The sequence below is a fragment of the Oscillibacter sp. PC13 genome, assembly GCF_900115635.1.
In the GTDB taxonomy this organism is placed as follows: Bacteria; Bacillota; Clostridia; order Oscillospirales; family Oscillospiraceae; genus Oscillibacter.
The window spans coordinates 1-19,476 of the sequence record NZ_FOXE01000013.1; the positions used below are offsets into that span (position 1 = coordinate 1).

The 19,476-nt window shown below is 57.3% G+C and carries 15 protein-coding genes; 6 read left to right on the plus strand and 9 right to left on the minus strand.

Annotated features, from left to right (window positions below):
• Window positions 1-288: 288 nt before the first annotated feature.
• Window positions 289-3,852 (minus strand): helicase-exonuclease AddAB subunit AddA, encoded by a 3,564-nt coding sequence (gene addA, locus BMZ81_RS08895; protein ID WP_091131100.1) that lies wholly within the window; start codon window positions 3,850-3,852, stop codon window positions 289-291.
• 1 nt (window position 3,853) lies between these two features.
• Window positions 3,854-7,177 (minus strand): PD-(D/E)XK nuclease family protein, encoded by a 3,324-nt coding sequence (locus tag BMZ81_RS08900; protein ID WP_091131263.1) that lies wholly within the window; start codon window positions 7,175-7,177, stop codon window positions 3,854-3,856.
• A gap of 124 nt (window positions 7,178-7,301) precedes the next feature.
• Between BMZ81_RS08900 and BMZ81_RS08905 the strand changes: the two genes are divergently transcribed.
• Together BMZ81_RS08905 and BMZ81_RS14070 are read left to right on the plus strand one after the other, a co-directional pair.
• Window positions 7,302-7,913 carry a DUF1643 domain-containing protein gene (locus tag BMZ81_RS08905; RefSeq protein ID WP_091131103.1) on the plus strand — a complete coding sequence of 204 codons (612 nt, stop codon included), beginning with the start codon at window positions 7,302-7,304 and terminating at the stop codon, window positions 7,911-7,913.
• 4 nt (window positions 7,914-7,917) lie between these two features.
• Window positions 7,918-8,061, plus strand: coding sequence for a hypothetical protein (locus BMZ81_RS14070; protein ID WP_177187266.1), 144 nt, complete (start codon window positions 7,918-7,920; stop codon window positions 8,059-8,061).
• A gap of 45 nt (window positions 8,062-8,106) precedes the next feature.
• On the opposite strand, the gene BMZ81_RS08910 is transcribed toward BMZ81_RS14070, so the two are convergent.
• The 5 genes from BMZ81_RS08910 to thrH all read right to left on the minus strand — a co-directional run bounded on the left by BMZ81_RS08910 (window position 8,107) and on the right by thrH (window position 12,657).
• Complete coding sequence (locus BMZ81_RS08910) at window positions 8,107-8,574, minus strand: VOC family protein (RefSeq protein ID WP_091131104.1); 468 nt, start codon at window positions 8,572-8,574, stop codon at window positions 8,107-8,109.
• A 19-nt stretch (window positions 8,575-8,593) separates the two neighbouring features.
• On the minus strand, window positions 8,594-9,226 hold the full coding sequence (gene spoIIR, locus BMZ81_RS08915; protein ID WP_091131264.1) for a stage II sporulation protein R: 633 nt from the start codon (window positions 9,224-9,226) through the stop codon (window positions 8,594-8,596).
• A gap of 72 nt (window positions 9,227-9,298) precedes the next feature.
• Window positions 9,299-10,180: a 4-(cytidine 5'-diphospho)-2-C-methyl-D-erythritol kinase gene (ispE, locus tag BMZ81_RS08920; protein ID WP_091131107.1), complete on the minus strand. Its 882-nt coding sequence runs from the start codon at window positions 10,178-10,180 to the stop codon at window positions 9,299-9,301.
• A gap of 393 nt (window positions 10,181-10,573) precedes the next feature.
• The gene (locus tag BMZ81_RS08925; protein ID WP_091131108.1) at window positions 10,574-11,854 is read right to left on the minus strand and encodes a DUF1015 domain-containing protein; all 1,281 of its coding nucleotides are present in this window, start codon (window positions 11,852-11,854) and stop codon (window positions 10,574-10,576) included.
• Between the two features lie 203 nt (window positions 11,855-12,057).
• Window positions 12,058-12,657: a bifunctional phosphoserine phosphatase/homoserine phosphotransferase ThrH gene (gene thrH, locus BMZ81_RS08930; protein WP_091131111.1), complete on the minus strand. Its 600-nt coding sequence runs from the start codon at window positions 12,655-12,657 to the stop codon at window positions 12,058-12,060.
• A gap of 273 nt (window positions 12,658-12,930) precedes the next feature.
• Here thrH and BMZ81_RS08935 point away from each other — a divergent pair, with 273 nt between their 5' ends.
• Complete coding sequence (locus tag BMZ81_RS08935) at window positions 12,931-13,152, plus strand: DUF378 domain-containing protein (RefSeq protein ID WP_091131112.1); 222 nt, start codon at window positions 12,931-12,933, stop codon at window positions 13,150-13,152.
• Between the two features lie 63 nt (window positions 13,153-13,215).
• Here BMZ81_RS08935 and BMZ81_RS08940 read toward each other — a convergent pair whose 3' ends face one another.
• Window positions 13,216-14,964: an Rqc2 family fibronectin-binding protein gene (locus BMZ81_RS08940; RefSeq protein ID WP_091131115.1), complete on the minus strand. Its 1,749-nt coding sequence runs from the start codon at window positions 14,962-14,964 to the stop codon at window positions 13,216-13,218.
• Window positions 14,965-14,968: 4 nt separating this feature from the next.
• Window positions 14,969-15,370 carry a Mini-ribonuclease 3 gene (locus tag BMZ81_RS08945; RefSeq protein ID WP_091131267.1) on the minus strand — a complete coding sequence of 134 codons (402 nt, stop codon included), beginning with the start codon at window positions 15,368-15,370 and terminating at the stop codon, window positions 14,969-14,971.
• A 332-nt stretch (window positions 15,371-15,702) separates the two neighbouring features.
• On the opposite strand from BMZ81_RS08945, the gene BMZ81_RS08950 reads away from it, so the two are divergent.
• From BMZ81_RS08950 to cobA, 3 genes are all read left to right on the plus strand, one after another.
• Window positions 15,703-17,250: a nitrite/sulfite reductase gene (locus tag BMZ81_RS08950; RefSeq protein ID WP_091131118.1), complete on the plus strand. Its 1,548-nt coding sequence runs from the start codon at window positions 15,703-15,705 to the stop codon at window positions 17,248-17,250.
• 109 nt (window positions 17,251-17,359) lie between these two features.
• Complete coding sequence (locus tag BMZ81_RS08955; protein WP_177187267.1) at window positions 17,360-17,977, plus strand: precorrin-2 dehydrogenase/sirohydrochlorin ferrochelatase family protein; 618 nt, start codon at window positions 17,360-17,362, stop codon at window positions 17,975-17,977.
• The gene (gene cobA / locus BMZ81_RS08960; RefSeq protein WP_091131122.1) at window positions 17,974-19,467 is read left to right on the plus strand and encodes a uroporphyrinogen-III C-methyltransferase; all 1,494 of its coding nucleotides are present in this window, start codon (window positions 17,974-17,976) and stop codon (window positions 19,465-19,467) included. The genes BMZ81_RS08955 and cobA overlap by 4 nt, the downstream gene beginning before the upstream one ends.
• Window positions 19,468-19,476: the final 9 nt, after the last annotated feature.

The window sequence follows — 19,476 nt, forward strand, 5'->3', positions numbered from 1 at the left end:
GGTGTCCCAATTCCAGATTTCGTCAGACCGATGCCTCCATCTTAAAGGAAACGAGTAAGGCCGGATAGACCTTACTCGTACATTATGAATTCCAGCTTTGTTTGTATATTCTGCTGACTGCGTATAAATCATCGTTCTCATTCAGCAGCCGTATCTTCATATCCATTGCTCCCCCGCAAGTTTCCATTTAGCCGTCCGCATTAAGACCGCTTATTGCAGCTCTTTAAAAGGGTATTTTTTGCAGTCACCGCAAGAGGAGGCCATGCGTCCAGGGGGAACACGCTCTCTTCAAATCTCTGCCGCCTGCCCGGGTGTCAGAAAATACAGGACCCGCCGGACGACTCGCTTTTCCAATACCTGCTCCAGTGCCCGGCTATATGCCTCCAATTGGGAGCGGTAATGCTCTGCCCGCCGGGCGGTCTCTGCCGCTGTCCGCACATAGTCGGTTTTAAAGTCCACCACAGTGATTCCGGCCTCTGTTTCAAAGCAGCAATCCACCACACCCTGCAGCAGGATACTGTCGCCTCCTGTAGCGGCAGGGTCATACTCCCTGGCATCCATCAGCAGCGTAAAACGGTATTCCCGCAGGACATTCTTTCCGTTTCGGATGTCCTCCGCCAGAGGTGATGTTAGAAAGTGCTCCAGCGCCCGGCAATCTACAGCTGCCGCCTGTTCCTCTGTCAGCAGCTGGCGCAGCCGCAGCCGATCCACCTGATCCGCTACATCAAAATCCCTAAAGTCCAGATACTGCAGAACCAGATGCGTGGCGGTCCCGCGCTCCGCTGCGGTCAGACCCTGGCGTTCCTGGAAAAACTTCGGGCGGGTCAGCGGCCGGATGTAGGGCGTGTGAGCCGCTCGTTCCGCAATTTCCTCATCCAGATTCCTTCCCTTCAGCTGAGTGGCCGTCACCTTTGCCGGCAGATAGGTTTCCCGTTCGTAGGGATACTTGAATTCCAGGAGACTTGCATCAAATGCCGCCGTGTCTCCCGCCTTTTCCGCCTCTGGCAGAAACCGTCGGACAGGGCGCTCCCGGAAAGTATCGCCGTCATGGCAGACTATCTTCCAGGGCATGGTGTCTCCGGTATAAAGGGCATCCACTGTCAATCCTGCCAATGCCCGCAGGGGAGCTGCCTCCGGGCGGCACAGCAGTGGAAGCAGAATCCAATCTCCCAAGCTCTTCCCAGCCGCTACGGTCTCCGGCCGCACCGGGCAGGATGCCTCGGATGCCAGCTTTTGCAAATGCCCCGGGGCATGGTACAGGGCGTCTACCAGAATCAGCTTTTCCTTGGGCCGGGTCACCGCCACATAAAGAATTCTCTGTTCTTCAGAAAGGTTCTCCCGCCGGAGCTTCTCCTCCAGTGCCAGCCGGGCCAGTGTGGGATACTTGATTTTCCTGTTCAAATCCACACGCTTTGGCCCAAGCCCCATCGATGGATGCACCAGGACGGGTGTATCAAAGTCCTGCCGGGAAAAGGCATGATCCAGATCCGCCAGAATTACAATGGGGAATTCCAACCCCTTGGATTTGTGAATGCTCATAAGACGCACACCTGCCGCGGCTGCTGCGCCGCGGGTGGCCGGTGCCTGATCCTGTTCCAACAGCCGCCGCAGCTGGGTCACAAAGGCGAACAGCCCCTTGTAGCCGTTGGCTTCAAATTTCTCTGCATGCTGGCTCAGGGCAATCAGGTTCTCTCTCCGCTCGGCGCCATTGTCCATGGCGCCGAATACCCCCAGCACATTCAGCCGGTTGTAGAGATGCCAAATCAGCCGATAAACGCTCATGTTCCGTGCGGAAGCCCGCAGACCTTCCAGCATCTCCAAAAACGCCGTACACTCCGCTCCTTCATCGGCAGCCACCGCATCGTAAAAATCTCCATCCGGCTCTTTTCCACGAATCAATGCCAGGCGATCTGGCGTAAAGCCAAAGAGGGGTGAGCTCAAAACAGCAATCAGCGGCACATCCTGCCGTGGATTGTCAAGAATCTCCAGCAGCGAGAGCATTACAGAGATCTCCATGGTGTGGAAAAAATCTCCGCTCTCCTGGAAGGAACAGGGGATCTCCTGTTCGGCCAGAGCCTCCGCAAAGGCCGCCGTCCGGTTGCCCGGGGAGCGCAGCAAAATCACGATGTCCTCCGGGCGGCAGGGACGCAGGATGCCATCCTCCCCTGTGACGGGATACGGCTCATCCAAAAGCTGCCGGATACGGGCTGCCACAAACCGGGCCTCTGCTGTGAGCTTCTTCACCGGGCGGTCATTTTCCGCCGACTTCTGCCAGACGGAAATCAGGTGGAACTCCGTGTCGCAGTCCTGGCGCTCCGGGTAGTAGGCGGCGCCGAAATGCAGCGCCTCATCCTCGCCATAGGTCATCTCGCCCATATCTTCAGAGAGAATATTCTCAAAAATAAAGTTGGCGCTATCCAGAATCTCCCGCCTGGATCGGAAGTTCTGGGACAGGAGAATCTTCCGCGGCTCTCCCTCCTCTGCCTCCGTATAGAACCGGTACCGGTTGTACTTTCCAAGGAAAATGGTCGGATCTGCCAATCGGAAACGATAGATGCTCTGCTTCACATCGCCCACAGTGAACAGATTCTGGCCTCTCTTGGAGACCGCCTGAAAAATGGCATTCTGCACCTCGTTGGTGTCCTGGTACTCATCTACCAGAATTTCCCGGTACCTGGCCGCCACCTGTTCTCCCAGACTGGTCTGTCTGCCGTCCCCGTCCACCAGCAGCCGCAGGGCCAAATGCTCCTGATCGGAAAAGTCCAGGCTGTTCAGCCTCAGCTTCTCCCTCTGATAGTCCTCGGAGAATCGCTCCGTCAGTGCCAGCAGCGCCGTCATGGCGGGTGCCACCGCCCGGAGATCCTCCATTGCCTCATCCCCACTGACGTTCAAAAGGCCATCCAGCTTTTTTGCCGCCTCCTTGCAGTTTTCCCAGACCTGTTTGAGCGTGGCTACATCCGGGTCATCCTTTCGTCCCTTTGGGGTGGCAAGGCGCGGAAACACCACTTCTTCCGCGGCATGCCGCGCGGCTTCCCAATCATTCGCCAAAGCCAGCGCGTCAAAGGAAGCAGCCGCACTCAAAAATTTCTCCCCATAGCCCCGGGAGAGGGCCTCGTCCCCCTCTGTCCGCTGGGCAGCGGATCGCAGCAGATCTGCACAGTGCCCCGTCTTCCGCCGAATCACCGCCAAAAGCTCTCTGGTATAGGGCGTATCATCAAAGGCACCGTCCAACTCCGTCCATGCTATCCGGTTTTCCGCCAGCCATCCGGCAGGATCCGCGTGGCTCTGGAGCTTTTCATACAGCTCCAGGACCAGATCTGCCAAGGCTCTGTCATCCCGTCCCGCGCCAAGCGTATCCGCCAGCTGGGCTCTGCCGTCATCTAGTGTCTCGTAGAATTCATTCAGCACCCGATTCAGAACCCGCTGCCGCAGCAGCTGCGCCTCGTTGCCGTCCAGCACTCGGAAATCCGGTGTCAGGGCATGACGCTCCCCCTCCATGGCCAGCAGATGGGTGTTCTCACGCAAAAGGCCGGTACAGAAGGCGTCCACCGTCTTGATATCCGCCTGATATACCCGCAGCAGCTGCCGTTTGAGCAGCAGATCCCCTGGATTCTCTGCCAAACGCTTACTCAGTTCCGCAGCGATCTTGCTCCGCAGCTCTGCCGCGGCCGCTTTGGTATAGGTGATGATTAGGAAGTCGTCGATGTTGCAGCGCTCCTCTGTCACATACCGGAAAAGGCGCTCCACCAACACTTTTGTCTTACCGGATCCTGCGGCGGCAGAAACCAGCAGCGCTCCGCCCCGATTCTCCACCGCCGCCTGCTGGGCGGCTGTCAAAACAAGCTTTGCCATGTCAGGTTTTCCCTCCCTTCTCCTCTTCCTCCAGCATCTGCCAAAAGACCTCCGCCTTCACCGGCAGGATGTAGTTGAGATGGTCTCTGTCCCGGCCGTCCTGGAAATGGCAGGCACCAGACCAGTCGCAGAATTTGCAGAAGCTGTCATCCTCGCTGTGGCAGCAGGGATCTGCGTCGATGTTTCCATCCCGCACCTCGCGGGTAATCTGGTGCAGCAGCTTTTCCACATACTGCCCCAGCCTGCCCAGCTGGGCAGCTGAAGCCAGACTCCCCGCCACATTGCCGTCCCGGCTCACCCGCAGCGGCAGAAAGCGCGGGGTCTCCAGGGCTTCATGCTCCATGGCCTGCAAAACCTCCGGTTCGGACAGCAGCAGCCCCGTGCGGCGCAGCTCTTTTTCCCGCTGAATCTGCAGCCTTTCCGGCGAAATGTTTCGCTCTGCCGCCAAAATCTCATCCCGGGCCGGCAGATACAGGACACCCGCCGGTTCAATTTCCATGCCAAACCGCTGCTTTCCTTCCTTCTGCAGTGCAAACAGGTACAGAAGCATCTGGATGTCCAGGCCCATCCGCACCGCGGCCAAGTCAAAGGCCTTCCGGCCGGATTTGTAGTCCACAACCCGGAGGTACAGCTTGTTGTCTTTTACCCAGCCATCCACCCGGTCGACCTTGCCGCCTACCCGCATCTCACCGTCTGGCTCTGCAATCACTACTGCCGGTAACTGGCCGTTGTCACCAAAGCTCAGCTCAAACTCCAGCGGAATGAAATCCGAATGGCGCATCTCCTGTGCAATCTGATCCACCACTGCATAGGCAGTGTTCCGCAGCCGGGCAAAGAGATAGCGGAACCGGGCATTCCGGTTCTGAAAGTTGTGAAGTTCCTGCTCCACATACTGGTCAATATAGCGCCGCACCAAGGCGTGGAGTTCTTCCACTTCCACTTGGGCAAAGCCACCCCTGCCCAGCACCTCCTTTGTCACATGTTCCAGCAAAAAGTGGAGGAAGGTACCAATCTGCGGCGCATCAAAGGCGGCGGCCTCCCGGGGCCGCGCCTTCAGTCCGTATTCCATAAAGTAGGCAAAGTGGCAGGATCGCAGCCGCTCCAGCCGGGAGGCGGTCATCCGGATGTGACTTCCGTACAGGGCCTGTACCGCCGCCGGGGACAGCGCCCCCCGCTTCAGCCCAGCGGCCCGTTCCATGGCCGTAAGCCGTTCCCGGAAGCAGTCTCTCTCCTTAAAATACCGCCAGAGGCTTCCATCCGGTGCTTCACCAGCCGTCTCCAGAGCGGGTACAACTGCTGATAGGCGATACTCCTTTTCAGATGTATCTCTTTCAAGCCGAAGCGAAGGAAACAGGGCCTGCATCCGGCCGATCACAAAGGCAGGACGCAGTTCTGTGCCGGAGACATCTGCCGTCGGATAGCTGACAGTTAAACCGGCCGTGGGTTGTGCCAGGGCCGCATAGAGATTCTGCAGCTCAATCCCCATTTGTTCCATACCGGTGGGTGCCAGAGTGATTCCCCGCTGTGCCAGTTCGTCCCGGTCTTCCTCGTTCAAAATGCCGCCTCTCTGTCCGGCATTTGGCAGCACATGGTCATTGGTGCCCAGCAAAAACAGATAGCTTGTGGTGTGGCGGTCATTCCGGGTAATTTCCGAAACGCTGACCTGATCCAATGACACTGGGATTGTTCCCACGCTGTATTGGGCCGCCACCTGCTGCAGCAGTCTGAAAAATTCATCCAGTTCTATCGGTTCATCGCCCAGAATCTCTGCAAACTGGTCTAGTATGCCGCAGAGAATTTCCCACAGCTGCGCCGTCTCCTCCGCCTCCTGAAGCTGCCCGTTCTCCGCCTGGGCCTGCATCTGCTGTTCAAGTGTTGCCTGTAGCTTCAGATCTTCCATAAAGCTGTAAAGTACATGCACTTTATCAAGCGCTGTCTTTCCATCCTTCAGGCCACGAAACAGCTGCAGAAGCGGTTTTTGCACCCGGCGGCGCAACAGGTTGATTTCCTCCAGCCGTGCCTGCTGCCGATCGTTCCAACGTGCACCGTATCCCTCGGGGTGATCCGTCCAATCCGTCTCCCTCAGCCACATCTGACCATGAATTTCCCATTTCAGAACATAGTTCTCCAGCACATCGCACTCTTCTGGACGCAAGCCCGCCAAACCTGTTTTCAGCCAGCGGAACATATCCTCGTATTCAAATCCGTTCTCAATTGATGACAGCACGCCTATCAGCAGACTCCACACCGGCTTTTCCAGCATGTCGCTGCGGCGGCTTAAATAAACCGGGATGCCATACCGCTCGAAAATCACTTCAATCAGACTTTCATAGTCTCCCATGCGGCAGGTTCCCACCGTAATGTCCCGATAGCGGCATTTTCCCGCAGCCACCAGGCGGCGGATATCTGCCGCAGTCTGTTCCACCTCGGAAAAGGCGGTATCCGTCTCCCGGATATGGATGGGCGCGGCATCTCCCTCATAGGAAAGATTCTCCCCAAAAAAGTACTGCTCCAAATGGCCAAGGGCGCTGCGCTCCTGCACTGTCAAATAGACGCACTCACAGCTGCAGCCAGCCTGCTGTGCCAGACGCACCAGCTGATCCCTTGTTTTCAGAGAAGCTTCAAACATCTCCTCGTGACTGTCTTTCTCTCCCAGAAGTGTCACTGTGACGGACGCCGCCTGCCGCAGTATAATTTCCAGCGCCCGCCGCTCTTGGGCATTGAAATAGGTGAAACCATCAATAAAGAAATCCTTTCCGACAGCGTAACCGGACTCCTCCAGATAATCGCACAGCTTGCTCATCCGGTCCCGCCGGTCAAAGCCTGGCCGGCAGAGCCGGGCCTCATAGGCACCGTACAGCAAGCTCAGATCCAGCAGCTTCTCCCGGGTGGCCCCCTGGATTTCCTCGGCCTGGGTATAGAGCTTCTCCGGCGTTACCTCATAGCTGCGCAGTTCGTCAAACAGATCCAGCATCTGCTGCAGAAAGGCCGCCTTTTGAGAGGGCCTGCGGTAAACCCGCAGCTTCGGCGCCACCTCCATCAACGCTTTCTGCAGCGTCAGCAGCTTTCCTCCGGCATCCAGCGTTACCTGAGAAATCCCGCCGGTAATCGACAGCACCCGGTCACTGAGACGCCGGAAGCTCAGCACCTCCGCATGACGGCTGGCCGTGGGGCCGCAGACGCGGCAGAGATCGACCTCTGCCTGGTGGGAAGCGTGCTCCGGCACCAACAGAATCTGCCTGCCTGTGTCCCCCAGATCTGCAATCCGGCGGAGTACGTAATCCGATTTTCCAGTCTTGGCCCGGCCGATTAAAATGGTCAGCATGGCGGACCTCCTTGCACCGTTTTTTTGATATGATACCACAATTTTCGCCTTGTTCATAGCCCCGTTGTCTTTTTCCGCCCGGTGTGTTATTCTGAGAAAAATGTCAAAACAGGAGGCTCCCGCCATGCATATCCCCCAGGGAACAACCGAAACCCTGCAGCTGGAATTGTTCCAACCCGCGCTGGAGGCTGCGCTGCAGCCCGCGCCCGACTATGACGTCAGCCGCTGGCTGTATGTCCCCAACCGTTATTCTGAGTACCGGTACATTCTGGGCACCAGAGGAGAGCGGCCTTTAATCTGTGTAGGTATCAATCCCTCCACCGCCGCACCGGATGACCTGGATCCCACCCTTCAATCCGTGGAGCGGATTGCGCGCTCCAATGGATATGACAGCTTTTTGATGTTTAATGTCTATGCGCAGCGGGCCACCCGGCCCGACGATATGGAGCCATCCTGCAATGCCGCCCTTCACGCTGAAAACCGGCAGGCCTTCCGTTATCTGCTGTCTCTTTCCAATTCTCCATCTGTCTGGGCTGCCTGGGGCAACATTATTTTGAAGCGGGATTACCTGATGGACTGCATGCGGGACTTTGCCGCCGACGGTGCTGCGGCAGGGGCCCGGTGGTATACCGCCGGCCCCCTGCTGAAATCCGGCCAGCCCCACCATCCCCTCTATCTGAAGGGGGACACCAGGCTGCTGGACTTCGACATCGAGGCCTATCTGAAAAGGAGGTGAGAACATGAAGCAAGCTGTTTTGTCTGCTTTGATCGTTCTGCTCTGCGGCTTTCTCGGGTGCTTTCTCGACCTTGCAGGCTGCATTTTGTCCGCTGCGGCAGCCTCCACAGGCTGCATCGTTTACGCAATTGCCTCTAAAAATACCTAAATGCAAAAAAGGTGCCGCCGGGCAATGCCCGGCGGCACCTTGATTTTATTTCAGCCAGCGGCGTACCGACTCCAACGGCACCTCCATCCGCTTGGCAACGCCCTCTTCCGTAAGCCCTGCGTCACGGAAACGCTTTGCCACCGCCGGGAGCGGCTCTCCTACCTCCACGATGTGTCGGTCCGGATCATATAACCGTACCACCTGCTGACCCCAACGGTGTTCCATCGGCGGCCGCACCAGCTCCACCTCGGGGTGGCTTTTCAAAATCTTCAAAAAGGCGTCAAAGTCCTCTGCCACAAAACAGAGCTCATCAGCATTCCCGTCAAATGCAATCTCCTCCGGCCGCTTTTCCAAGCATTCCGCCCAAGCCTCCAGCGTCTGAAGAGACAGTCCTCCGCTCAGCACTGCGCTGGCACCATAGACATTGATGGCCTCCAGACCCAAAATGTTCCGGTAAAACTCCAGGGATCCCTGCAGATCACGCACGGCCAGAAGGGTGTTCTCCAATTTCATGTTCGATGCCCCACCGCAATCACTCAAACCTCTCCTTCAACTGGCCCCACAGCTCCATGGTTTTGAATTTCAGCACATAACCCTCGTTCTCCTCGGTGATAAGTCCCACCTCATTCTCTGAGAAGCCGGCGGCCAGGGCCGCTGTGGGCACGTCCTCCGCCGCCGCAGTGCACAGCGGCGGAAACACCACACACCACCAGTTCTGCCCTTCTCCCTTACCGATGACAATCCGCAGTGCCAGATAGTCCCCTGCCGGCAGGGTAAAACCATCGTACTCCTTGGTTGGAAAGGCCGTGTCCGCTAACTGGGCAGTTACGGAGTAGTCATATCCGGCAGCCGAAATCTCTTCCGCAGCAATACGCTCCAGCTCCAGCAGCTGCCCCCGCAGGCGTGCCTCTGCTTCCTTCCGGTCGGCAGACTGCTCTAAAATCTCGGTTGCTCTTGCCAATACCACATCCCGGACCTGCAGCTTCAGCGCCTGATCCTCCTCGGAATCCGAATTGGCCAGCACATGGAGCCGCACCACCTTGTCCGCCAGCTCCGCCTGGCTCCGAAGCGACATGGTGCCGATCAGCAAAAATACCGCTGCTCCCGTCAGTAAAATGATTTCAATTGTTCTCCAAGCCTTGGATGGCCTTGCTGCAGTTTTCATCGTCATTTCCGTCCTTTTTCCTATGTAGGCCGCAAAGGCCTTTTCTGGAATCATGGACGGAAATTTTCATTTTTATTCGTTTCCTTCACAAATTTTTTTCAAAGGCCTGGCCTGAAACACCTGCATATACCGACCTTTCAGCACATCTTCTGCTTGCTTGGCGGAAGTAGCCTCCTCAAAAATTCCAAACACCGTGGGACCCGATCCGGTCATGGCGGCGTTCAGTGCACCACCGTGCAGCATCACATCCTTAATCAATTGAATCTCCTGCCGCTCCTCTGGCGCCAGCACTTCTTCAAACACGTTGCCAAGTTCTCCGGCAATGGCGGAAAGCGCTCCCTTTTCCAGTGCAGAGGCCATGGCATCCAGATCCGGATGGTTTTTCAGCGTCTCCACCCGCACCCGCCTGAACAGGTCCGGCGTGGGCAGGTCAAATTCTGGCTTGCAAATCAAAATCCGGCAATCCGGCAGCGGCGGCAAAGCTGTCAGACTCTCTCCCCGCCCCTCCGCCATGGCCGTTCCGCCACGTATGCAGAAGGGCACATCGCTGCCTACCGTCAGGCCGATTTTCTCCAACGCCGCGTCAGATAGTTCCGGCGCATACCGCCTCCGCAGCGCCCGCAGCAATGCCGCCACATCGGCGCTGCCCCCTCCCATCCCAGCATAGGCGGGAATCCGTTTCTCCAAATGGAGCCGCAATCCGGGCATGGGGCAGCTGATTTCTGCAAAAAAGGCCTCTGCTGCCTGCTCCTCCATCGTCTTTTTTCCCTTCGGAAGCAAAATTCCATCCGCCTCCATCATAAATCCTGCATCCGACTCCCAAACAGTCACCGTGTCGCAGAGAGAGACGCTCTGCATCACCATCCGCAGGTCGTGATAGCCGTCCGGCCGTTTTCGGAGAATATCCAGCGCCAGATTCAGTTTGGCCGGAGCCTTCTCTGCCGTAACATGCATTTGCCATCGCCTCCCATTCTGTCAGGAAACACTATACCATAGTTTTGATCGAAGGAAAAGCAGGAGGCTCCGGGAAAATCCCGGGGCCTCCTGCAGCGGACATTCTAAAAAATGCCCCGTTTCCTTTGGATGGCTTCCATGATGATATAAACCACACTGACTGATAATTGGAACACAACCGGCAGGAGCAGCAGCGCAATCAAGACTGGATTCCCGCCAAAAACACTCTGCAATCCTCCAAACATCATTTGCTCCTTTCTCCAAGCTTGGTGATAATTGCCAAGCGCCGCACAGTTTCGCCATCCTCCTTTGGTTAAATTTTAACACCTTCTGAACAAAAAGAAAAGCCCCTGCGTCAAAAAATTTTTCGACGCAGGGGTCTGTACGACTGTCTTATTTGATTTTTCGTGCCTCTACATAGTAGCGCTTATCCTGGGCATGGCCCATGGAGAAGGTCTTTCTAGGCAGGACACCGTCTGCAATCACAGTCTTGAACAATTGTTCCTTGCCCATGGCGGGCAGCTTGAAGCCGATGTTGCCCGGCTTTCCGCCCAACTCATCCGTCACCTCGTCGCCGTGGATGTAGTCCACCTCGCCGCCGTTTTCCTTGAGGTAGGCGTCAATAAAGGCCTGCAGCGTTCCCACCGCCAGCTGCACCTTGGGCTGCGGCACCGTCAGGAAACCCTGGTGCCCGGCGTAGGTATAGGCAATGGTGTGACCGTTGCCCTGTCCTTCGTAGGCGCCGGGATAGAAGGCCTTGAATGCCTCCAGCATCTTCTCCGGCTCCACACCGAAGACAACCCGGTGAATCGGTTCGAACTGGAGAGCGCTGTCGTGGTTGTTCACTACCTCCACCAGAGCGTACCGGGCGGGGAGACTGGCCCACTCGCTCTCCGGCGTGACCTTCTTCAGATTTTCATAGCACTGCTTGGCAGTGGCCAGGGAGTGGTTTCCGTCACCCACGGCAAACAGCAGCGGTGCCGCGCCCTTAACGCCGTACTTCTTCTCCATCTCCGCCTCGCTGCACAGGGCAGTCAGCGCATCCGCCGCGGCGTCCACCTGCCCGTCCGTCAGCTTCCAGCCGGTCAGATGACCGCCGCCCTGCTGCAGGTCAAAGTCATAGACCTTCTCCATCCGGCCGCTCTGGGCAGTCATGGGTTCAATCACTGTCCGCTCGGGGTCATCAATCAGCAGCATCACGTGAGGCAGCTCAATGGGCGCATCCTGGCGGACCTTTACCCGGGGCGGGATGCGGGAGAGGACTGTGCCTTCCGTGGCCCGAATCAGTGCGCCGCTGCCGGGTGTAAAATCATACTGGTCCAGATCCACCATGCCGATGAGTCCGTGGCGGACAAGCCCGTCAGACTGGGTCCGCTCAATATACAGCAGGGAATCCGGAAGCATCCGGAAAAAGCCGCTGTCCAGATAAGCCTTCATGGAGGCGTTGATTTCCGCAATGTGGGCATCAACCTCCGGATCGTTTAGCTTGGCCTCTGGCAGAATCAGCCGCAGCGTGGAGGGAGCCTCTCCAACCGTCTGCTCCACTGCCTCCCAGTACTCCGGCTGAGAGGTAAACTGATCACAGGCCACCACGGCCCAGCGGGTCATGTCTGCGTCCTTGGGCAGCAGGATATCAGCGGGATAAAAACCGAGCTTTTCAAATTTGGGGTTCATACGGCGTCATCCTTTCCTTATTTCCATTTTTTCAATTCCCGGATCGTTTTCGCAATAATATATATGAGAACTGCCGCAAGCAGAATCAATGGAGGTACAATCCAGATCACCAGAATGGGTTTTCCGAATATCTCATTGAAAAAAGCCGCAAACATACCCATGTCATTTTCATATAACATAGCAGTTCCCTTCCAGCACCTCTTTTACAGGGCAGCCTTGATGGCGGCCAACAGGTCGTCAAACTCCTCATAGGCGGGCAGCTCTGGGTGATCTGCCTTAATCTTCTCCGTGCTCTTAAAAAGGAAGCCGGCCTTGCTGGCCTGGATCATGCCCAGATCATTATAGCTGTCGCCGCTGGCGATGGTTTCATATCCAATGGACTGCAGCGCCTTTACGGTGGTCAGCTTGGACTGTGGGCAGCGCATCTGAAAGCCGGTGATCTCACCGCTCTCTGCAACCTCCAGGGAATTGCAGAAGATGGTAGGCCAGCCAAGCTTTCGCATCAGGGGCTTGGCAAATTCCTCAAAGGTATCGCTGAGAATAATCACCTGCGTGAGGGAACGGAGCTCGTCTAAAAATGCCTTCGCACCAGGCAGCGGATCGATTTTTGCAATGGTCTCCTGAATCTCCCGCAGGCCGAGGCCGTGCTCTTTCAAAATGCCAAGGCGCCACTTCATCAGCTTATCGTAATCCGGCTCGTCCCGCGTTGTCCGCTTCAGCTCTGGAATTCCGCTGGCCTCAGCAAACGCGATCCAGATTTCGGGCACCAGAACACCCTCCATATCCAAACATACAATATTCATACATATTCCCCTTACCATTGGAATTTTTGTGCGGTTTCCACTTTTTTCATACGGCTATAATACCAAAACATTCCGCACTTTTCAACGCAAAAAGCACCGGACAGGGGTATTCTCCGTCCAATATTTTTATTATACATACCACCACACTTTTTTTCAATTGAAATTACATTTTTTGGGGAAACGGATCATTTCTGCTTTTCTCTGTATGGTTTTTTGAAAACCGGACAGACTAATGCCAAATCCCTGCCTGACGGCATGATAGGAGGTTTGAACATGGTAATTGACAAGATTGCACTGATCCTGGCCATCGTCGGTGCCCTGAACTGGGGCGGTATCGGCCTTTTTGGCTTTGATACGGTGGCCTTTCTCTGCGGCGGCCAGATGGCCGTGCTGTCCCGGGTTATTTATGCTCTGGTGGGTTTGGCCGGCCTGTGGTGCATCACGCTGCTGTTCCGCACCAATGAGGAAACCGGACACGCACCTCACACAGCCTAATCATACAAAAGCCAGAAGGGCGGGGCGCCGTTTCGGCACCCCGCCCTTCTGTGATCCGTGTAATTATTTTTTTTGAAGTTTCTTTACAAGTGCCGCATCCGGGGTGACATTGACTGTTTGATAGGTGGGGTAAATCACCATACCAGGCCGCGCGCCTGCCGGTTTTTTTACATATTTTACTTGGGTGTAATCCACAGGGACATTACCGCTCTCCCGGGCTTGGGAGTAATAGGCGGCAATTTGGGCCGCCTCCACCAGCGTGTCGTCGTCTACCGTCCGCCCCTCCGTGCAGAGAATCACATGGGAACCATGGATTTTCTGGGTATGGAACCAGAGATCCCGGTGATCGGCATCCTTCAGGGTCAGCTTGTCATTCTGGCGGTTGTTCCGTCCCACCAGCACCCGAAAGCCGGTGGAAGTACAAAACTCCCGTGGTCTGGCCGTGCGCTTCAGCTCCTTTTTCCCTTTTCCCTGCCTCCGCAGGAACCCGGCGTCCTTCAGTTCGTTGCGAATATCGATGAAATCCTGCTCTGTCTCTGCCTCCGCAATCTCTTCCAGCACACTCTCAAAATAGGTGAGATCCCGCCGGGCAATCTCCATCTGCTCTTTGAGATAACGCTCCGCCGTTTTGGCCTTGGTGTATCTTTTATAATATTTTGCCGCGTTTTGCTGGGGTGTCAGCAGCGGATCCAAAGCAATCGTGACGGATGGGCAGTCCGCCTCATAAAAATTTTCGCAGGTCAGCTTGCTCTGTCCACGCTCCATGCGATAGAGGTTTGAGGTAATCAAATCGCCGCAAATCCGCAGCTGATCCCGGTTTTGCGTCTCGGCGTAGTCCTTTTCCTGCAAAGCCAGCTTTCTGCGCAGCCGGTCCCGGCTGCCGGCCGCTGTTTTCACCAGATCCGCTCCTCGCTGACGCACCCTCTCCTGCTGCTCCCGCGCCTCATAAAAATCATCCAGCAGCTTGGAAAAGCTTTCGTACTCCACCTGCTCCATGGCGGCGCCGTACTGGGCAATGGGAAGGCAGGAAAACTCCGCCGGCTTCCCGTCCCGCCGCAAGCAGAATGGTGTAAAGTTATTTTCCTTTATAATTGTTATATACTGTCCCAATTCCCGCCAGAGTGCGTTTTCTGCCGCGGTATCCAGTTCAAAAATTCTGCGATCCGTCTCCCCTGCCGATCGGAATGCCAGTTCCCGTGCCGTCAACGGGGATATGCCAAAATAAGTGTCCAATAAGAACGCATCCAGCTGCCGCTCTGGATTTGCCGTCTTCAGCGCGGCGCGGAACCCCTCCTCCGTCTCCTCCGTCACTGGCAGCCGTCCGGTGGGGGCGGGCGGATCGTAATAAAGCCCCGGCAGAATCTGGCGCTGCGCCGACATCTCCGCATCCACCCGGCGTAAGCAGTCGATGACCCTGTCCTCTCCATCCAGCAGAATCAAGTTGGAGCGCCGCCCCATGGCCTCCAGCACCAATGTACGCTTTCCCGGACGGCCGAAGTCGTCTGTGATCTCCAGCTCTAGCCGCACCATCCGCTCCAGCAAAGGCTGCTGAAGGGCTGCAATCTTTGCGCCGGTCAGATGCTTTCGCAACAGCATGCAGAACATCGGCGGCTCTGCCGGGTTATCCCGAAGCTGTTCTGTCAACTGAATGCGGGGTGCGTTGGCGCCGGCATTCAGCAGCAGCCGTTTCCCCCGCAGCAGCAAAATCACCTGATCCTTTGCAGGCTGCTGCACTTTGTCAATACGAAGCCCCAATACCTGGGGGCGCAGCTCCTCCACGATTGCCTGTAAACAGACGGCATCCAATGGCATCTCATTATTCCTCCATCATCATGCAAAACAATTGATTGATGCGTTCCCGCCGGCCCTGCAAATACAGCCAGCCCAGCAGCGCCTCCAGGGCGGTTGCCTCTCCATACTGGGCCCGGCTGGCATGGCCGGGAACAGAGTGGACCTGGGCATTGCGGCCCCGCTTGAACACCGCCAGTTCCTCCTCTGTCAAAAGCGGCAGAATCCGCTGCGCCTTCTCAGACTGAGACTCTGCACACACCAGCCGGATGGTAGCCTGGTGCAGTCCCTTCCCGGTGGCCTTTCCGTGAGCGCACAGCCACGTGCGTACCAGAAGCTCAAATACAGCGTCACCGAGATGGGCCAAGCCAATCGAGCTGATGGTGCGGATCTGATCCGCCGTCAGCGTTGTCTCAAAGTAGTTTTCCATAGGATTCTCCTTGTGTTTTGCAATTTGCGAAAAATTATACCACAGCTTTTCACATTTGTCACGCCGGACTGCAGCGGCTTTCCCCGGTATGATACCGCCATCCGCTCCCATCTGCAGATCACGGTCCACGGCAGGCATATCCGCGCTTGATTGGTTAAGTTGAGAACCGCCTTGGTCCGTCCTAGCAGGTTTACGCCCCTCCCCGTTCTTTTTTCGTACAGGCTTGTAAACACCGCCTTTGGCATGGTATAATACGTTCAACTTCACCGGCCGATTCCTTCATGGCTACAGGCAGTGCCGGATAACAATCAGACGAAAGCTGGAATCATTTTATGACGACAATCCATCCTCAATCTTGGAAAGACGACCTGCCCGCTTTCCGCGAAAAAGCGGCGGCTTTCTACGCAGGAACTGTGGACAAGGCCGCCTACAAGGGCTTTTCTGGTCTGTACGGCAGTTATGCCCAGCGGGGCGGAAAGGCCAGTATGCTGCGCCTCCGGATGACGGCAGGCCGTGTGACAAAGGAAAAGATGGCATTTGTTGCCCGTGCCATCCGGAGTTATTCGGTGCCGCGGATGCATTTCACCACCTGCCAGACCATTCAGCTCCATGATTTGCAGTTGGAGCCCCTGTGCGCCATTATGGAGCAGGCGCTGGATCACGGCATTGTCACCATGGGCGGCGGCGGTGACTTTCCCCGCAATGTAATGTGTTCTCCCCTCTCCGGCGTGGAACAGAACGAGTACTTCGATGTCTCCCCTTGGGCGGAAGCCGCCGGCGACTATTTGATGACCTTCATCAAAGCGGAAAAAATGCCCCGCAAGCTGAAGGTCGGCTTTTCCAACTCTCCCGACAATGTGCCCCACGCCACTTACCGAGACCTCGGCTTTGCGGCCCGGCCGGACGGACTGTTTGATGTGTACAGCGCCGGCGGCCTTGGCAACAATCCCCGTTTCGGCGTGAAGGTCGCGGAGGCAGTTCCGCCCGAGAAGATCCTGTATTATATCAAGGCCATGTGGCTGACCTTCCGTACCTATGGCAACTATGAAAACCGCGGCAAGGCCCGCACCCGCTACATGCAGGAGGCACTGGGCGGGCCGGAGGCCTATGCCAAGGCATATGCCGAAAAGCTGGAAGAGGTTTTCAAAAGCGGCGAAGATTTGGATTTGCATCTCTCCCCCCGCACAGTTGAAAAAAATGGGGATGGATCAACCGCGGACGGTCCCCGCATTCTCCCCCAGAAGCAGTCTGGGCTCTATACGGTTGTGTGGCATCCCCTGGGCGGGCAGCCTGATCCAAAGGTCTTTTGTACGCTCAGCGATATACTGGCGGAAATTCCGGAGGCAGAATTGCGTCTTTCTCCGGATGAGACAGCTTACATCGTGAATCTCACCGGCGAAGAGGCCCGCCGCATACTGGCAGTGACGGAAGACGGTGCGCACAGCCTGTTTGAAACCTCCGTCAGCTGCATCGGCGGCGTGACCTGCCAGGTTGGCACCCGGGACTCTCAGGGGCTTCTGGCCGCGTGCATCGCCGCTGTCCGCCAGGCGGATCTGCCGGACGGTGCGCTGCCTCAAATCCACATCTCCGGCTGCCCCTCCTCCTGCGGAACCCATCAAACCGGAGTTCTCGGCTTCCGCGGCGCGTCCAGGCAGGTGGACGGTGTGCCTCAGGCGGCCTTTGCCCTGTTTGTCAACGGCGAAAGCCGCCAGGGTCAGGAGGCCATGGGCCGCAAGGTGGGTGTTCTGCTGGAACGGGATATTCCCGGCTTTTTGATAGCTCTTGGCCGCGAAGTCGCCGCCAGCGGAATGGATTTCTCCGCGTGGAAGGCGGCGGTTCCGGATGGTGTGGACCGGCTGGCCGCTCCTTATCTGGCATAAAACCGGTCCGTTTTCCCTGTTTTTAACCAGCCGCCTTTTAAAGGCGGCTGGTTTTTTGAATCCGCCCCGCATCTCTTTTTCATCCCATTTTCATTTAGGAGGTGGTCTGATGGGATACTTTCCATTTTTCATGGAGCTCTCCGGCCAGCCGGGCCTGGTGGTAGGCGGCGGCGCCGTTGCGCTGCGCAAGGTCCAGAAGCTGCTGCCATATGGTCCTTCTCTCACCGTTGTCTCTCCGCAGTTCACGCCTGAGCTGCTGGCTATTCCCAATCTGACGCTGGTGCAGCGCCCGTTTCAGGCCCAGGATTTGGACACTGCGCTCTTTGTCATCGCCGCAACGGATCAGGTTTCGCTCAATCATATGGTTTCCAACCTGTGCCGCTCCAGGCGGATTCCCGTCAACGTAGTGGATGACAAGAATGCCTGCACCTTTCTCTTTCCGGCCCTGGTTCAGAAAGGCCCCCTGTCCGTCGGCATTTCCACCAGCGGAAGCAGCCCCGCGGCCGCAGTCTGGCTGAAAGAGGAAATCGATGCCCTGCTGCCCCGGCGGATGGAAGACATTTTATTCTGGCTGGAATCGCAGCGTCCGTTGTTGAAGGCGCGCTGTCCGCAGGCATCTCAGCGGGCAGCCCTCTCCGCCCGGCTGTTTTCGGCTTGTCTTGCCGCCGGGAGGCCGCTGGATAAGCAGGAGCTGTTCTGTATATTGGATGGGGAGGTGCGCCCATGAAAAATGGCTGTGTCTATCTGGTCGGGGCCGGCTGCGGAGAAGCCGACTTGATCACGCTGCGGGGAATGCGCCTGCTGCAAAACTGCGACGCGGTGGTATATGACGATTTGATTGATCCGGCGCTGTTGGATCTGGCTCCCACCGCTGCAGAACGGATTTATATGGGAAAGCGGTGCGGAAAACACTCTGCCGCACAGGCGGATATCTCCTCCAAGCTGGTAGCATTGGCCCAGGCCGGCAGTCGGGTGGTCCGCCTGAAGGGCGGCGATCCCTTTGTGTTCGGCCGGGGTGGGGAAGAAATTCTGGCGCTTCAGAAAGCCGGTGTTCCCTATGCCGAGGTTCCCGGTATCTCCGCTGCCATCGCCATCCCGGCGGCGGCCGGGATTCCCGTCACCCATCGGAACGTCAGCCGCAGCCTCCATATCATCACCGGCCATATCGCCGACGATCCCGACGCACTTCCCGCTCAGGTTGCCTGGCTGGCCCGCTCAAAGGGCACACTGGTCTTTTTGATGGGCCTGCGGCATCTGCGGCAAATCTGCAGCCAGCTGATGGAGGCCGGGTGTCCCCCGGATACTCCGGCTGCCGTTATCTCCGGTGGAAACGCCTCCCATCCCGCCACGATCCGAAGCGTCCTGTCCAATCTTGCGGAATGCGCCGCTGGCCTCTGTCCTCCCGCGGTCATTGTCGTGGGACAGGTGGCAGCCCTTGACCTCTCCTCCCGGATTTGCCGTCCTCTGGAGGGCGTCCGCATTGGTGTAACGGGTACCCAGGCCGTTGTCGGCAAGCTCTCCCGCTCCCTGGCCGATTTGGGCGCCCGGGTAGCCTGGGTGGAACGCGCCCTGCCGCAGGAGCTGCCGGTGGAGCTTGACCTGCTTTCCCTGTGTACAGAGCTCTCCCACTGGGTCGTTTTTACCAGCGTCAACGGCGTAGACCTGTTTTTCCGTTCCCTTGCCAGACAGCAAGTGGATCTGCGGCGCCTTCGCTGCCGTTTTGCCGTCATCGGCGAGGCCACCGGTGAGGCGCTGACGCGCCGTGGAATCTATCCGGAGATCTGCCCCGCCGTCCATACCAGCCACGCCCTTGCCGATGCGCTTCTGGCTGCGGCCGATCCGGATGAGGAGATCTTTCTCTTCCGCTCCGCCCATGGCTCTCCGGAGCTTCCCCGGAAGCTGACGGCTGCGGGACTCCATGTGCGGGAACTGTCTGCCTACTGCCTTCGGTCGGACCCCGGTGCCGCTGAAACCTGGGCAGAGACCGTCTCTCATCTGGATTATCTGGTTTTTTCCAGTGCCGGCAGCGTGGAGCGGTTTCTTCAGCAATACGGCAGTCTCCCGGGACGGGCCGTCTGCGTGTGCATTGGCCCCGTAACCGCGCAGGCACTCCGGCAGGCCGGATGTTCTCCTCTGGTGGCGGCGGAAATTTCTACCGCCGGCATCATAAAAACCATTTTAGAAGCACACGCACAAACAGCAGAGGCCGGTGTCTGACCGGCCTCT

Bases quoted from the DNA above. Each gene is read 5' to 3' on its own strand.
- addA (WP_091131100.1), bottom strand. From the start codon at position 3,852: ATGGCAAAGCTTGTTTTGACAGCCGCCCAGCAGGCGGCGGTGGAGAAT.
- BMZ81_RS08945 (WP_091131267.1), bottom strand. From the start codon at position 15,370: ATGGAAAACTACTTTGAGACAACGCTGACGGCGGATCAGATCCGCACC.
- BMZ81_RS14070 (WP_177187266.1), top strand. From the start codon at position 7,918: ATGAAGCAAGCTGTTTTGTCTGCTTTGATCGTTCTGCTCTGCGGCTTT.
- cobA (WP_091131122.1), top strand. From the start codon at position 17,974: ATGAAAAATGGCTGTGTCTATCTGGTCGGGGCCGGCTGCGGAGAAGCC.
- ispE (WP_091131107.1), bottom strand. From the start codon at position 10,180: ATGCATGTTACGGCAGAGAAGGCTCCGGCCAAACTGAATCTGGCGCTG.
- BMZ81_RS08955 (WP_177187267.1), top strand. From the start codon at position 17,360: ATGGGATACTTTCCATTTTTCATGGAGCTCTCCGGCCAGCCGGGCCTG.
- BMZ81_RS08900 (WP_091131263.1), bottom strand. From the start codon at position 7,177: ATGCTGACCATTTTAATCGGCCGGGCCAAGACTGGAAAATCGGATTAC.
- thrH (WP_091131111.1), bottom strand. From the start codon at position 12,657: ATGAATATTGTATGTTTGGATATGGAGGGTGTTCTGGTGCCCGAAATC.
- BMZ81_RS08905 (WP_091131103.1), top strand. From the start codon at position 7,302: ATGCATATCCCCCAGGGAACAACCGAAACCCTGCAGCTGGAATTGTTC.
- BMZ81_RS08925 (WP_091131108.1), bottom strand. From the start codon at position 11,854: ATGAACCCCAAATTTGAAAAGCTCGGTTTTTATCCCGCTGATATCCTG.
- BMZ81_RS08935 (WP_091131112.1), top strand. From the start codon at position 12,931: ATGGTAATTGACAAGATTGCACTGATCCTGGCCATCGTCGGTGCCCTG.
- BMZ81_RS08910 (WP_091131104.1), bottom strand. From the start codon at position 8,574: ATGAAATTGGAGAACACCCTTCTGGCCGTGCGTGATCTGCAGGGATCC.
- spoIIR (WP_091131264.1), bottom strand. From the start codon at position 9,226: ATGAAAACTGCAGCAAGGCCATCCAAGGCTTGGAGAACAATTGAAATC.
- BMZ81_RS08940 (WP_091131115.1), bottom strand. From the start codon at position 14,964: ATGCCATTGGATGCCGTCTGTTTACAGGCAATCGTGGAGGAGCTGCGC.
- BMZ81_RS08950 (WP_091131118.1), top strand. From the start codon at position 15,703: ATGACGACAATCCATCCTCAATCTTGGAAAGACGACCTGCCCGCTTTC.